Genomic DNA, 12,857 nt, shown 5'->3' with positions numbered 1-12,857 from the left:
ATCGGCCGTCGAGCGCCTTAAGTGCCGAGACGGCACTGGCTTACCGCGCAGCACTCAGGCACTATGACCGGTATGAGCGGTTTTTCGGAATGGGTGAAGCATCAACTGGAACTTCGCCAAGAAACAGACGTAGCCGATGCTGCGCGTGCGCTGGGAATACGCCCCTCCGAGCTCGGTCGGTGGCTGTCCGCGAAACGCCCTCCCACGCAGGACACGATCAGAACTGCTTGCCGCGTCTTCGACGTCCACGTACAGGAAATTCTTGTCGCGGCGGGCTACATGACACCCGACGAGTCGGGTCTGGACGACAAGCCGATTTCACTGTCGTCACTCAGCACCCGAGATCTCCTCGATGAACTGGCGAGACGCTCCGCGTCGCATAGCCTCGCAAGTCAGTAGGTCAGCTGCGGATCCGGCTGATCCAGTCGTTCCTTGAGCCAGACTCTCAATTCCGGTCCGTACTCGGTGCGACTGAGCGCATGGTCGAGAGAGGCCCGCAAAAATCCGCCCGGGTTTCCCAGATCGTGACGCGTTCCGTGATGGACGACGACATGAACCGGATGCCCCTCTGCAATCAGCAGCGCTATCGCATCCGTCAGTTGCAGCTCGCCACCCTGCCCTGGCGAGATTCGTCTGAGCGCGTCGAACACGGCGCGATCGAGAAGGTAGCGTCCGGCCGCAGCGAGAGTGGATGGAGCATCCGCTGGTGCGGGCTTCTCGACCATGCCGACGACGGCAAGCACATCGGGATCACCGCCCTCCACAGGCGCTTGGACGTCGAATACCCCGTAAGCACCAACACGATCCGGCGCGACGTCGAACGCGCACAACACGGAACCGCCTCGCTCGGCACGCACCTTCGCCATCGCGTCGAGAACACCGCAGGGGTGGACCAGATCGTCCGGAAGCAGCACCGCGAACGAGTCCTCGTCCGCATCCAGCACCGATTCGACAAGACCGACAGCGTGTCCCAATCCCAGCGGAGACTCCTGCACAACCGGCTCCACCGAGATCAGGCCTGGAGCCCGACGCACACGCTCGAGTAGATGATGCTTCCCGCTGGCGGCGAGCTTGCCCTCGAGCACCAGATCCTCGACGAAATGCCCGACGACCGATGCCTTGCCCGGCGCAGTGACGATCACCAGACGTTCCGCGCCTGCTTGCGCCGCTTCGCTTGCGACCAGCTCGATCCCGGGTGTATCGACCACGGGGAGCAGCTCTTTCGGAACCGTCTTGGTGGCCGGGAGGAAGCGAGTCCCCATCCCGGCAGCCGGCACCACAGCAGTCTTGAAAGCCCGTTCAGCGCACCCAGTCATCGTTCACCTCTCCGCTCACGCGATGTTTTACACAATTACCGTTACGCGCATGCAGCGATCGTCCCCTCATTCCGACGACCGAAGCTCACACCGCATGTACAGCCTGCGCACAAGGTCTACCGGGCGACCGATGCCGTCGCAAGTTGACCCGAACTCGGAATTCGTTGCGCGCGAGAGCTACACAGCACCCCTCGATGTCACTTCCACGAAGGGCACACGGCACTCCGCGCACTGCCCGTTACCGCAGCGAACGGTTGAGATCCTTTTTCGACGTTGACCACGGCGGGACGTAGTAACTGGCCAAAGAGACAGGTACGACACAACTTCCGAACTCAGCGCCTCAACCGGACCGTCCCCAGCCGACCCGGACGTAGGTCCTGGAGGCGTCGCATCGATGGTCCCGAGCGACTCCACAAGCCTTCAAGTTCGGTTATCCACAAGTGAATGCCACTGAATACCATTGGATGCAAACGAAATAGGGTCATCACGTCACAACGCCAGGTTCAGGTTGTTATCAGATCGTGACCATACTCCCACTGGGCGGAACTCCTAGTGGACTACCAGCAGTGTCCTAACTTGCCAGTGAAGCGATCACGTCGAAGAGTGGATCATCGGGCCCGATGTCCATTGTGCACTCGTTCGGCCGCGGATCCGGTACGAAGGCCCACAGGAGAGCTCCGGCCGTGCCGGCCGCCTTCTGCCCCGTCAGCTTCGTCTCGATATTCGTGGCTCGGGTCGCCAGTGATTCACAACTGCCCGCCAATTCGCCTGTCTCAGCGACCAACAACGGCTTCGAGACGTTCGTGGCCTGTTCGATGCGACGCGCCAGTCCGTTCCACTGGTCGCCCGGAAGCGGAACCCCGTCTGCTCCGTAGTCGTGATACTGCAGAATGTCGACGAAGTCGGACTCGCTCACGTATTGGTAGTCGTCACCAGCAGTGCCGCACTGACCGCCCCCGACGTATCCGGCCGTGATCAGGGTGTTCGGATCGATCGCCCGAAGTTCGGCGCCTGCCGTGTCGAAGAACTCCCGCAACACCTGCGCGGAATCAGACGGGCACGTTCTTGTCCACCAATTGCAGGCGGCGTCGGTACACAGGCTCGGTTCCGGCTCCCCCACCAATTCCCACGCCGCGACGGAAGGCTCGTTCTTCCAACGGTCGACGGCGGTGTGCATCCAGTCCTGAAAGCTCATGGTGGCTCGACCTGGGATCAGGTTCGCAACCTTCCAGTCGTCGGTGTACCAGTCCCTGGATTTGAACAGCCCGTCATCACACCCGCTGTCCTGTGGTGAGAGCACCGGAATCGTCAACTGGTTGTGTCGCGCCGCAGCGTCGAACACCGCGTCCATCGGTCCGAAATCCATCTGCCCGGACACCTTGTTCACCGCGAGCGCTTGGAAGGCGTTGAAACGCGTGACGGAATTCGGTGGCAGAGAACCGAAGTAGGCATCGAGATCGACCATCGCGCCACAGCCGAAGTTCACCGACCAATCAGTGGCCAGTTGATAAGCATTGAGCCCGGTGGGCCACCACGGCTGTCCGTCGAGTGTCAGTCCGCTCGACGACGCTCCGACCCGAACCGTCTTGGGCGAATCGGCAACCACCGGCGTCGTGAACATTCCTGTCACGACCGCGACGGTTGCAAAGCTGACTACAGCGGCAGCGATACGGCGACGCACTGTGCCACGCACACGCGGACGCGCTTCTTCAGAAGACATCTACAACCATCCACGTCATACGGACAATCCTCCCACACGAATTCCCTCATCGACCCGTTTGACGTTCACCGGTCACGCGATACAAACGCCAGGCCGAAGGGTCCATGCCGCCGTCGTTGGGCACCTCGAGCACCAGTGCTCCCACACCGCCGGCACCAGTGTCGTACATCGTCGGATAACGCCGATTGACCGCGTCCGACACACCGCGACCGGTGTTCGGAACCGACAGGATGTACTCGACGTGATGTTCGGCCGGGTTGTTCAGTACGCGCACGAAGTCCGCATCGGAAGGCACGACGAATTGCCGAGGGTTGTTCGACGACGCCACGACGGCATAGCTCTGCACGGTGTCGAGCAGAACCGACCCCTCCGGCAGAGCCAAGTCGTCCAGGTACCTGGCGATGCGACGCTCGGCCGCAAACGTGCGTAGATTCGTCTGCTCCTCCAGGTTCTGGCGGCCCGGAATGATCGCGCTGGCAATGGAATGCTCGAGCACTGCGATCCGCGCACTACCCATCGCGACAAACGTGACCAGCGTCGAACCGACCAGCAAGCACAGGGAGATCACAAGAGGTAGAGACGGTCCCGCCTGCTCGGGGTACGTCGACACCGAGCGCGACGCAGCAGCCCCTGGTCGACGCGTGATGACCGGCGCTCCGCGAGGAGCGATCAGGACGACCAATACGAAACACAGCGGAATGATCGAAATGTAGAAGCGCAGAAGAGGAAACGTCGATCCCATCAGGTAGAGCAACGTCTGCGCTCCGAGGATGGCGCCGAACAGCACAAGAGGCACCACCACTTCGGTGTCGCGCCGCCGAAGTGCGTAGATGACTGCCAGGACCACGAACACCGGGAGCGCCGGCCCGAGTACGGCCATTTCGGTGATCGAGAACGCAAGGCGGGCAACCGGTGAGTCGGTTCCGGCACCAGCCTGTTCCAGGATGGAACTGTTCCCGTACACCGACGAGAACTGTTGGAACGCTTGACCCGTGATGAGCCAACTGGCAAACGACCACAACGCGAAGGCCAGGAATCCCGGCATCAGCACGACGGCACCGTCGAGCGCTGCTGCCCAGAGCCGCAAGCCAGGTCCTGCGCCCTCGCCCCGCTCCTCCGCTGTCGGTTGAAAACGAAGCCAACTCACCACGGTCACCAGCACCACCGCGACAGACAGAGGTGCCAATGCGTCGTATCGAGTGAGGTACGCCAGAGCGAACGCGAGGCCCGCACCGATGAGGTCGTGTACGTCGTCGCTGCGCATCCACCGAATCAGTCGACGTGTCGCCCACAGAACGAAGAAGAGGAACGGAGCTTCGCTCATTCCGCTCGCCGCGTACATGACGATCATCGGATTGACAGCGAACAGCACGGTAAGGACGACGGTGACCCATCGCGGACACCCACGGTCGCGGCTGATCCCGCGTATCTGAATCACCGCGCCAGCCATGAAGGCCGCGGACATCACGACCGCAGTGATGTTCCACCGCAGCAGATCCGGCCACCAATGACCCATCAGGCCCATCGGAATCTGGACTGCCGCCGTCAACGGGGTGAACACGAATCCGATCGCCGCGAAGTGCGGATCACGGCTGAGCAGCATCGCCGACACCGCGGCGACACGACTGAGCGAATCGGTGAAGATGAACCCGATACCCGCGTTCATCCATACGCCCAACGCGGTGTAGATCGCGAAGAGCACGACGAACATCCGCCATGGCTTCCGGCCCGGTAGGTCGTGGACCGCGACGGACAGGGCCGGGCGATCGGTGACGGTCACTGTCCGCGACGCCGAGCCACGAGCACACCACCGACGGCAACAGCGATCAGAACCACGGTCCCGAATCCGATCCAGCCGATCGTGACCGCGCTCAGTCCGGTCTCTTCTTCGGCCGAGGTCGCAGTGCCCAACGGGGCGACGTCGACTCCGACGTCGAACGGCTCACCTCCGCGAGGTGCGACCAGTAGATCGCCGGTCAGTTCTGCGAACCGGTCTTTCCCACCTTCCAACCAGTTGAGCAGACCGTCGGCATCGGCCGCATCACCCTCAGACGTCAGCGCCACTACTTCGTTGTGCGAACCCGAAACCACCTGCAAGGCACCGTATTGTCCACCGAATTCCAGACCCTGCAAGCGCAGGAGTCCTTGATCTGCCGTGTCCATGGGTAGAGCCACCGGATTGGGCAGCGTCCCGTCCGCCGCGATCAACAACGCCGGCAGCGAACTGGTCGCCGCGTCGCCGAACGGGAGCACACGCGGTTGCAGCGGCAGATAGCTCAACCGCTGCATCGCGACAACGAGGCGCTGGGCTCGAACGAGATCTGCAAAATCACCGTGACTCAAACCGACATCGAGTGTGGGCAGCATCGACTGAGGCAATGACTGGAATCCTCCAGGCGTCGGCGGGAATCCGGTAGTGGACGTGATGGTGCTGGCCGGATCGACAGTGAGCGAAGAAGGGCTACTGGTGCCGCACTGGAAGTCGCCGGTCACATCCATCGAGACCTCGAACGTCAAGTCGCGACGCAGGAGTTCGTTCGGAACATCGACGCCGATGTCGAAGCGCCCTGTCTCGTTAACCGTCTGCGAGGCGAGTCGTCTATCCCCGAGTGAGATCGACAGTTCTCCGTTACGCGAATTCGGTAGCGGGACATAGGAACCAATCATTCGCACCGAGACATCCTTCATCGGGCGCCCCAGTTGCGACTGACTGAACGGGACGTCGACCTCGATGTGATTGAGACCGGAAGTCGTCAGCGTTCCGAGCTTGAGCTCACCGACGGTGATGGCGTCCTGGGAAATCTGGGCAACCGTGTTGTCCGGTGACGCCAGCGCTCTGCTCGCCGCCCAGTAGCCGTCGAAGTTCGCCGCCAAGAGACTGACCTGAGGAACGAGAGTCTTGTCATCCCCTGAAATCCGCAGCACGGGTGAACCATTCGGCGCCGTCGCGAGATCGATGCCGGCGTCCCCACTGTTACCGAGCACTACAGCTCTCTCGAACAGTCCCGGCTCAGCGGAGGACAGACTCTGACCGTTCGGCAGCTGCTCCACCACCACGGCGTCAGGCTGACTTCCGTACTTGTTGACAATCGCTGCACTCAGTTGCAAAGCCGCACTCTGCTGCGCCCCTGACGAACCATCCGTGACGTAGATGGTTGCCTTCCTCAAAATCGGCGGGAAGAAGGTTGCAACAGTTGTGGGCTGCCGCTCTGCACCGTCGTAGGCGACAAAGGCATCCCGGAGCGCGAGGGGCTGGTATCTCGTTCGGTCGTAGCAGCGGTCGTCGACGGGAACGAGGTGAGCGATCATCGACACGGTGACGCTACGGTCGACCACTTCGAGACCTTGCAAGGGAACCGAAATCGGTAACCCGGTCCCGGCCTGCCCGGCGTCGAAGTCGACGCGGCTCACCAATCTGCCGTCCGAAGTCACTTCGAGCCAGCCCCTACTGAAGTCGGTCGGGGCGGTCAGGATTCCGGTCACGGCTGTTGCAGTGAGTCCGTCCGGCACCGGCACGGTCACCAACACTGGTGCGTCATCGGAAGAGAACACGATGTCCGTTCCTCGGCCGAGTTCGGTGAAGGAGATCGGAGTTGTGGCTGCGGCAACCACCGAAGTATCTGCGTCGTCCTCGAAATCCTGGGCCGAGGCGACACTGCCGAGAGGAAGCAACAAAGTCACCGCGACAGCCACCGGCATTGCCAGCGCGCGCGTCAGCCAGGTTCGAGAGTGGCCCATCAGCGTGTCTCCTCGACATTTCTTGTTTCCGCGCAATCACCAAACACAAATCACGAGTAGCAATCTCGCCAGTTCGCGACGGTCGCAGGTCCGATCGCACCGTTACGGACAAACGAACCATAACGACCAATTTGTGCGTTTGGCTAATTATCCCGACCGGCGAGACTTTTGTTACGGCGCGTCACATGATTAGCAATCGCTGCCGCTGGGAAGCCGAAAGAAACCGTCCGCAAGCCCGTCAACACGCCTGAACGTCCGTCCAGTCTGGGTGCTTCGGGGGGCGGAGAATTCTCAGATAAGGAAGCTGTGACGCTCAATTCGATCATCCCCGCCGGCAAGAGCGCGATCGGAAAGCTGGTCGGCGCACCGTTCTACTTCGCATCATCGCTGCGCATGGCCAGGGTTTTTCACCCGCGCGGGATCGAACTGAAGGGAACATTGAAGCCGGCCACCCCGTGGTGGCCGGTAACGGAGTCGTCGACGATTACCGTCACCGCTCGAATGTCGAAAGCACTCGGAATTCCGGGAGACCTACCCGACATACTTGGCCTGGCGCTTCGGTTGCACGATGTCGGCGCAGATAAAAACCCGTGGGACATTCTTCTCGCAACATCAGGACTTTCTACCTTCTCGAAAATGTTTCCAGCTCCGGCTTTCTCGTGGAACGGCACGAGATACAGCACACTGGTCCCTTACTCACGCGCGGGCGGGGCCGCGGCGTGGCTGATCGTGACACCGCGCGGCGTCCACCCGGCCGGCACTTCTTTGTCTGCATTAAAAGCTGCGGTCGATCATTCCCCGCTGCACTTCTCCGTGTACCTCGCGAGAATTCAACTTCAGTTGATACCGATCGGACATCTCTGTCTCGACGAAGTCGAGGACCACCCGGATTGCCTCCAGCCGTCCTTCGATCCGATCCTGAACAGGCCGGCACACATGCGCATGCTTCCGGAGTGGCTCGCGGAAACGCGGAAGCTAGCGTATCGCGGTAGCCGCGACGGCCGAGGAGACACACAAAAGCGCGGTTGACCGGACATGCCGGTCAACCGCGCCGAAACTCATTCAGCTTGTGAACTTGTCCTTGATATCCGAGACCTTGTCACTGACAGTGTCTCCGGCCTTCTTGACCTTTGCCTCGCCCTGATCGGCAACACCTTCGGCAGCCAGATCGTCATTGCCCGTGGCATTTCCGATCTTTTCCTTGGCTTCGCCGATGAGATCCTCAGCGCGGTGCTTTGCCTTGTCGATGAAGTCAGACATGTGTTTCTCCTTCTTGAATTCGGTGTGGATTCGGTCGTGCGTTCGGCCGTGGGATTCAGTCGAACTCGAACTGCGTGGACAAATGTGTCAGCGCTTTCCGGTGACTGCCTTGACCAGGAACAGCAAGATGACTGCACCGAGAAGGCAAGTGAGGAAGCTGAAGATCCAGCCTGCACCCTCGACATCGACGCCGAAGACTCGAAGCAGGAAACCACCGATCAGGCCGCCGATCACACCGACAACGATGTTGAGGAAGATCCCCTGCTGCGCATCGGTTTTCATGATCTTACTGCCGATCCAACCCGCCAGCCCACCGATGATGATCCAGGCGATGATACCGAGAGGAAGCATTTGAACTCCTTAGAGTAAAGAGGGACGGCGCAATGAGTGACTGCCGGTGAAGGGAGAGTTCCGAGCGATCGGCCCGCGCAACTAGACCGTGATCGCGGGTTGTGTTTGCACACAACCGGACTCTCCGCCGCACGACGCGGGGGATCGTGCACTCAGTAGCAGCCACATTGTCTGCTTACCTTTCTATCAGGTGTTCACGACAGAACCAAAATGACTGGCGATTCACCACATACGAGAAACGACACTCACCGACGCGCACATGATCAGCGTCACTACGATCGCGATCGCCATCGAAGTGACGGTCGCAAGGAGCACCGTGACACACAGTGCCACAGCAACATCCATGACTCTGTGCACGATCGGGAGGTCTACCAATACCCGGTCACCGGGAGGCTCAAACCTCGATTGATCAGAGAGTTCTCGGCTCATCGCGTTTCGCGCTTTCCACGGCGATGTGAGTTCTGGTCGCGACGGATGGATCACCGACCATCGACTCGACTTGATCCCCCGTGTCAGTGACGCGAGAAATCAACTCGGACAACGTTTCCGATCCGGATACGACGCTACGTCTCAATGTCACTCGCAAATCGATCGTGCGAACTCCACGATCGAGCAACGCTTTTCCTCGGACACGCGACACTTCGTCGAAGTCCTCCAGTGATGCGCTCGCCCCTTCCGCCACCGCACCCAGATCCGCGGTGATGGAATTGTGCGAGTTCGACCCAGAGACCGTGATCTCCTTCACCCGACGCAGCGGCACATGCGCGATCAACCACCGCAACGCGAGGAGGACTAGCAGTACTCCCCCAGCTCCGACAGCCCATGGCCACCACGAGTGATCGACAAGATCTTCAGCCCACGGGATCTCGATACGCGCCGGGAAATCCTTGATCACGTCGCGATTCCACAGGATCGCTGCAACTCCCAGCGCTATCGCGAGCATCCCCACGACGCATGTCGCCACGCGATCCATCGCCGTCGCCGTCCGAGTCATGACAGTGATCCCGTCTGGATACGAACCTTGATTCGCGGCGATGGTGACAGCGACCCGGCCAAGTCCCCCAGCACCGCACGGATTTCCGATTCAGCGGTGGCGGCTCCATCGGGCGTGACCGAGGCCTTCACTTCCAGCTTGCGCCGGGTCGCGTGGGACGAAGCGGATCGAACCTGGGCCAGTGACTCGACGCGAACAGACGCTATCGCCGCTACATCGGCGGGATCGATCCATGTATTCGCGACTCCGACCAAGGCATTGGCAGTCTTTCGTCGCGGTTTGAGTCCGAGGATGACGAACCACAGGCCGAGAACGACGACTGCGATCCCCGCCGGCAACATCCAACCCTGGTACGCGAGCCCGTCCACATATGCGGCAGCACTTGGTATCCACTGCGACCCGGTGATCACGCCGGTATCCACCAGCGCGTCGCGGACGCCGACCACGCCGAGCGCAAGTAGCGCCGCGGCGATGAGGAATCCCGTGACGGCCGATCCGGGCGCCGCAAGGGGAACAGGAGCAGCAGCCCTCGAGGCAGTGGGTGGTGCGACCTTGTCGGCGGTCATCGCACTTTCCTTCCCGCGTCACGCTTGGTCGATGCCGGGAGAACGCTCACGATCGCCACGTCCACGCCGTCTACGTCCAGGCCCGATACAGACTGCAACTGGGTTGTCACGTTCTCTCGCACCGCGGTACCGATGACCGACAAGGATCCGGGCCACTCGATCGCGATGTCCACCTTGGCCCGTACCCGCTTGCCGGATACCAGCACTCGCGCCCTCGGCAATTCGCGCCCGGTCAGTTTGTCCATGCCGGCGGCGTGATGGCGCACCCCCGGGGTTCCGCGCGTCGCCTCGAGAACCAACTTCTGCGCGACTCTGTCTCGAATCGTCAGCGTTCCGCGATCGCCCGGCTCACCAAGCACAGACGACTCCGGTCGAGCTGTCTCAGCCACGTCCGCGACCCTTCAGCATCACACCGAGATCGAACTCGCCGTCACGCTGACCACCGACGAGGTATCCAATCACACCGAGAACCAGAGCGATGAGGAATCCGGTGAAACCGCCTGCAGCAGCTGCGACTCCGAGAAGTAGTCCTGCCAGTAGGCCGACAGTCGAGGTGGTCATGTGAATCCTCCGTTGTGGATGATGTTCGATGGTGCCTGTCAGATCTCGGTGTAGGTCTTTGCACCCGGAAACCGAGCGCGCAAACGCGTGTACTGGGTCCGAGCGGGTTTCGCTATCTGCCGCATCGTGCCGCGCAGTGTCCTGCGCACACCCACACCGATCGGGGACGCGAAGTCCCGGTCGACGCGTTCGAGCGCTCGATTGAGCGCGTCGGCAGATCCGCCCACGTCGGGGTGGTAGCTCCTGATCGCCTCTCGGCGTGCGGATCGGCGATCAGGAACTGGACCACGAGAGTGCTCAGGCATCGTGCGCACGACCGACTACGTCTTCCACTGTCACGTTCACGGGGCCTGTAACGAGTCCTGAAACCGCTTGGCGGATACGTAAAGCCGTGTCTCGAACGGCGGCGTCGGCGAAGATGCACACATGGATGTCTGTCGACGACTCCGTCACCCGCACGCCGACGACGCGGCGGCCGGGGAGGTACGTGCCAACCTCGCCGAACATTCCGGCATGAAGCGAGGCGACCCCAGGTACCCCCGTCACAGCCGCCGCGATGGTGTCAGCGATTTCGGAACTCACTGCACGCGTGCAGTCTTGGGCTCGCCGGTTTCGTCGTCGCTGCCCTCGTCGAGGTGGACGTCGTGAACTGTGATGTTCACCTCGGTCACTTCGAGACCCGTCATCCGTTCGAGCGCCGCAATGACGTTGCGGCGAATGCCGGTGGCCAGATCGGCGAGCGATACGCCGTACTCGGCCACGATGTCGATGTCGACCGCTGCCTGCTTTTCGCCGACCTCGACCGATACTCCCTGGGAGTGGTTGACACTCGCGCCGGGGATCCGCTCGCGCAGTGCCCCGACAACCCGGGACGCTCCGCCGCCGACGTCGTACACACCGCTCACCTCTCGCGTAGCGATGCCGGCAATCTTCGAGACAACGGTGTCGGCGATCGACGTCTTTCCTTGAGAGCTCACGAGAGCCGAGTCGTTCGATGATGCAACATCCTTCGTAGATGCTGTCGCAACCTGTGTGCTGACCACTGTCATCTCCTCCTGTTGATCGATCTACCTGTGTAGTCGTCACTCGAAGGCAAAACCGAATGCCCGAGTCGGGTGACGTGCATCACTGACACTTGTTAGTTACTGTCCGTAACATTCAACGCCCCGGCCGGGCGAACAATCTTCGAACGCAGCCGAGTTTTCCGCATTTCCGCGAGAGGAGCGACTGTGGCGTTACCGCACACACAGGGGCTCACCGAAGCACCTGACGGCTTGGACACCGCAACGGTGGACGCTGCGATACTCGGCGACCGAGAAGCATTCGAGTCACTGGTGCACTACTACGGACCTGCACTTCACCGCTATGCGCGTCGAATGCTCGCAGATGAAGGCGACATTCTCGAGGTAGTCCAGGACACCTTCGTGGCCGCGTGGCGCCGACTCGATTCATTTCGTGGCGAATCGTCGATGCGAACATGGCTTTTCGCGATCTGTTCCCGAAAGATCGTGGACAGCTATCGAATCAAGAGAGCTCAACCGATCGACGACAGATTGCTCGATCCTCTCGTGCCGTCTCCCGAGGCCGGCCCGTTCGACACGACCTCGAACTCCGCGTTCCTCGAGGCATTGGAAGAAGCGTTGGGTGAACTGCCTTATCGCCAGCGTGCGGCATGGACGCTGCGAGAGGTGGAGATGCTCACGTTCGTTCAAATCGGCAAGATTCTAAGACTCACCCCGGATGCGGTGCGCGGGCATCACCATCGTGCACGGGCTAACCTGAGTGAACGAATGACGAGGTGGCGATGACTGAATCACGAACCGACGCATTGATGGCGCACGCATCCGACGTCCTGCGGAACGCTCCCGAGCCGGGCTGGGATCGAATCAGCGACAAGGTGATCCGGGCGCTACGGTCGACCTCGGCGTCCGGTTGGCCGCTCGACGCACACGCGTCGGAAGGTCCACGTCTAGGCACGGTGTCGGTGAGCGATCACGTACTCCGCACCCACTTGGCCGCCGAGATACGTTCTCGGCACCACTGCTCGCCGAGCAGCATCGAGTTCTTCGTCGACGGCCACGAAATACGTTCACTACGTATCGAACTGGCAGCGCCATACGGAGTGGATCTGGCCGAACTGTCGGACCGGGTTCGATTCACCGTCGTCGATGTCGTTCACCTGATCCTCGGCGACACGGACCCACCGGTCTCTGCAGAGAGCATCCACGTCGCCGTAGTCGACATCGTCGATGATCTACCTGCCGAAGGGAACACCAAAAGCCACTCCGAACACTAGGTGTTTGTTCGGCAAGTGTTTGGGAACCCGGCACTCATGACCACTCCCCCACCAC

17 protein-coding genes are annotated in these 12,857 nt (G+C 61.2%); 4 read left to right on the top strand and 13 right to left on the bottom strand.

The features are described 5' to 3' along the window. Window positions 1-72 precede the first annotated feature (72 nt). Window positions 73-399 (top strand): helix-turn-helix domain-containing protein, encoded by a 327-nt coding sequence (locus AC1Q61_RS13210; RefSeq protein ID WP_223258030.1) that lies wholly within the window; start codon window positions 73-75, stop codon window positions 397-399. Here the strand turns inward: AC1Q61_RS13210 and AC1Q61_RS13205 are convergent. The 4 genes from AC1Q61_RS13205 to AC1Q61_RS13190 form a co-directional block, all read right to left on the bottom strand. Then, a complete protein-coding gene (locus tag AC1Q61_RS13205; RefSeq protein ID WP_019747444.1) occupies window positions 393-1,316 on the bottom strand; it encodes a UTP--glucose-1-phosphate uridylyltransferase in 924 nt (307 codons plus the stop codon). The genes AC1Q61_RS13210 and AC1Q61_RS13205 overlap by 7 nt on opposite strands. Before the next feature lie 571 nt (window positions 1,317-1,887). Further along, on the bottom strand, window positions 1,888-3,036 hold the full coding sequence (locus AC1Q61_RS13200; RefSeq protein WP_133728385.1) for a beta-mannosidase: 1,149 nt from the start codon (window positions 3,034-3,036) through the stop codon (window positions 1,888-1,890). A gap of 46 nt (window positions 3,037-3,082) precedes the next feature. After that, the gene (locus AC1Q61_RS13195) at window positions 3,083-4,816 is read right to left on the bottom strand and encodes a glycosyltransferase family 39 protein (protein ID WP_046378102.1); all 1,734 of its coding nucleotides are present in this window, start codon (window positions 4,814-4,816) and stop codon (window positions 3,083-3,085) included. Beyond that, complete coding sequence (locus AC1Q61_RS13190) at window positions 4,813-6,774, bottom strand: hypothetical protein (protein ID WP_492651373.1); 1,962 nt, start codon at window positions 6,772-6,774, stop codon at window positions 4,813-4,815. The genes AC1Q61_RS13195 and AC1Q61_RS13190 overlap by 4 nt, the downstream gene beginning before the upstream one ends. Window positions 6,775-7,080: 306 nt before the next feature. On the opposite strand from AC1Q61_RS13190, the gene AC1Q61_RS13185 reads away from it, so the two are divergent. Continuing rightward, window positions 7,081-7,803, top strand: a complete 723-nt coding sequence (locus AC1Q61_RS13185; RefSeq protein ID WP_492651374.1) for a hypothetical protein — start codon at window positions 7,081-7,083, stop codon at window positions 7,801-7,803. 33 nt (window positions 7,804-7,836) lie between these two features. Here AC1Q61_RS13185 and AC1Q61_RS13180 read toward each other — a convergent pair whose 3' ends face one another. From AC1Q61_RS13180 to AC1Q61_RS13140, 9 genes are all read right to left on the bottom strand, one after another. After that, the gene (locus tag AC1Q61_RS13180; protein ID WP_019747449.1) at window positions 7,837-8,034 is read right to left on the bottom strand and encodes a CsbD family protein; all 198 of its coding nucleotides are present in this window, start codon (window positions 8,032-8,034) and stop codon (window positions 7,837-7,839) included. Between the two features lie 87 nt (window positions 8,035-8,121). Beyond that, window positions 8,122-8,385: a GlsB/YeaQ/YmgE family stress response membrane protein gene (locus AC1Q61_RS13175; RefSeq protein WP_003943661.1), complete on the bottom strand. Its 264-nt coding sequence runs from the start codon at window positions 8,383-8,385 to the stop codon at window positions 8,122-8,124. A gap of 409 nt (window positions 8,386-8,794) precedes the next feature. Beyond that, entirely contained in the window at window positions 8,795-9,379 is a 585-nt protein-coding gene (locus AC1Q61_RS13170) for a hypothetical protein (RefSeq protein ID WP_492651375.1), read from the bottom strand. Further along, window positions 9,376-9,945 (bottom strand): DUF6286 domain-containing protein, encoded by a 570-nt coding sequence (locus AC1Q61_RS13165; RefSeq protein ID WP_492651376.1) that lies wholly within the window; start codon window positions 9,943-9,945, stop codon window positions 9,376-9,378. The genes AC1Q61_RS13170 and AC1Q61_RS13165 overlap by 4 nt, the downstream gene beginning before the upstream one ends. Continuing rightward, a complete protein-coding gene (locus AC1Q61_RS13160) occupies window positions 9,942-10,334 on the bottom strand; it encodes an Asp23/Gls24 family envelope stress response protein (RefSeq protein WP_019747452.1) in 393 nt (130 codons plus the stop codon). Before AC1Q61_RS13160 ends, AC1Q61_RS13165 begins: the two co-directional genes overlap by 4 nt. After that, window positions 10,327-10,506 (bottom strand): hypothetical protein, encoded by a 180-nt coding sequence (locus tag AC1Q61_RS13155; protein WP_003943629.1) that lies wholly within the window; start codon window positions 10,504-10,506, stop codon window positions 10,327-10,329. The genes AC1Q61_RS13160 and AC1Q61_RS13155 overlap by 8 nt, the downstream gene beginning before the upstream one ends. A 38-nt stretch (window positions 10,507-10,544) precedes the next feature. Next, window positions 10,545-10,733 (bottom strand): hypothetical protein, encoded by a 189-nt coding sequence (locus tag AC1Q61_RS13150; RefSeq protein ID WP_007726577.1) that lies wholly within the window; start codon window positions 10,731-10,733, stop codon window positions 10,545-10,547. A gap of 70 nt (window positions 10,734-10,803) precedes the next feature. After that, window positions 10,804-11,088, bottom strand: a complete 285-nt coding sequence (locus AC1Q61_RS13145; protein WP_037131005.1) for an Asp23/Gls24 family envelope stress response protein — start codon at window positions 11,086-11,088, stop codon at window positions 10,804-10,806. Next, window positions 11,085-11,549, bottom strand: coding sequence for an Asp23/Gls24 family envelope stress response protein (locus tag AC1Q61_RS13140; RefSeq protein WP_003943699.1), 465 nt, complete (start codon window positions 11,547-11,549; stop codon window positions 11,085-11,087). Before AC1Q61_RS13140 ends, AC1Q61_RS13145 begins: the two co-directional genes overlap by 4 nt. 186 nt (window positions 11,550-11,735) lie before the next feature. On the opposite strand from AC1Q61_RS13140, the gene AC1Q61_RS13135 reads away from it, so the two are divergent. Both AC1Q61_RS13135 and AC1Q61_RS13130 read left to right on the top strand, forming a co-directional pair. Then, window positions 11,736-12,314 (top strand): RNA polymerase sigma factor, encoded by a 579-nt coding sequence (locus AC1Q61_RS13135; RefSeq protein WP_003943626.1) that lies wholly within the window; start codon window positions 11,736-11,738, stop codon window positions 12,312-12,314. Next, window positions 12,311-12,802: a hypothetical protein gene (locus tag AC1Q61_RS13130; RefSeq protein ID WP_218960345.1), complete on the top strand. Its 492-nt coding sequence runs from the start codon at window positions 12,311-12,313 to the stop codon at window positions 12,800-12,802. Before AC1Q61_RS13135 ends, AC1Q61_RS13130 begins: the two co-directional genes overlap by 4 nt. The last annotated feature ends 55 nt before the right edge of the window (window positions 12,803-12,857 follow it).

Source organism: Rhodococcus sp. MPR-R1B (assembly GCF_058793255.1).
Note: the sequence above shows the minus strand (reverse complement) of the source record. Positions and strands in the feature narration are given on the sequence as shown.

Coding starts and splice junctions, on each gene's coding strand:
- AC1Q61_RS13210 (WP_223258030.1), top strand. CDS start 73: ATGAGCGGTTTTTCGGAATGGGTGAAGCATCAACTGGAACTTCGCCAA.
- AC1Q61_RS13205 (WP_019747444.1), bottom strand. CDS start 1,316: ATGACTGGGTGCGCTGAACGGGCTTTCAAGACTGCTGTGGTGCCGGCT.
- AC1Q61_RS13200 (WP_133728385.1), bottom strand. CDS start 3,036: ATGTCTTCTGAAGAAGCGCGTCCGCGTGTGCGTGGCACAGTGCGTCGC.
- AC1Q61_RS13190 (WP_492651373.1), bottom strand. CDS start 6,774: ATGGGCCACTCTCGAACCTGGCTGACGCGCGCGCTGGCAATGCCGGTG.
- AC1Q61_RS13180 (WP_019747449.1), bottom strand. CDS start 8,034: ATGTCTGACTTCATCGACAAGGCAAAGCACCGCGCTGAGGATCTCATC.
- AC1Q61_RS13175 (WP_003943661.1), bottom strand. CDS start 8,385: ATGCTTCCTCTCGGTATCATCGCCTGGATCATCATCGGTGGGCTGGCG.
- AC1Q61_RS13170 (WP_492651375.1), bottom strand. CDS start 9,379: ATGACTCGGACGGCGACGGCGATGGATCGCGTGGCGACATGCGTCGTG.
- AC1Q61_RS13165 (WP_492651376.1), bottom strand. CDS start 9,945: ATGACCGCCGACAAGGTCGCACCACCCACTGCCTCGAGGGCTGCTGCT.
- AC1Q61_RS13155 (WP_003943629.1), bottom strand. CDS start 10,506: ATGACCACCTCGACTGTCGGCCTACTGGCAGGACTACTTCTCGGAGTC.
- AC1Q61_RS13130 (WP_218960345.1), top strand. CDS start 12,311: ATGACTGAATCACGAACCGACGCATTGATGGCGCACGCATCCGACGTC.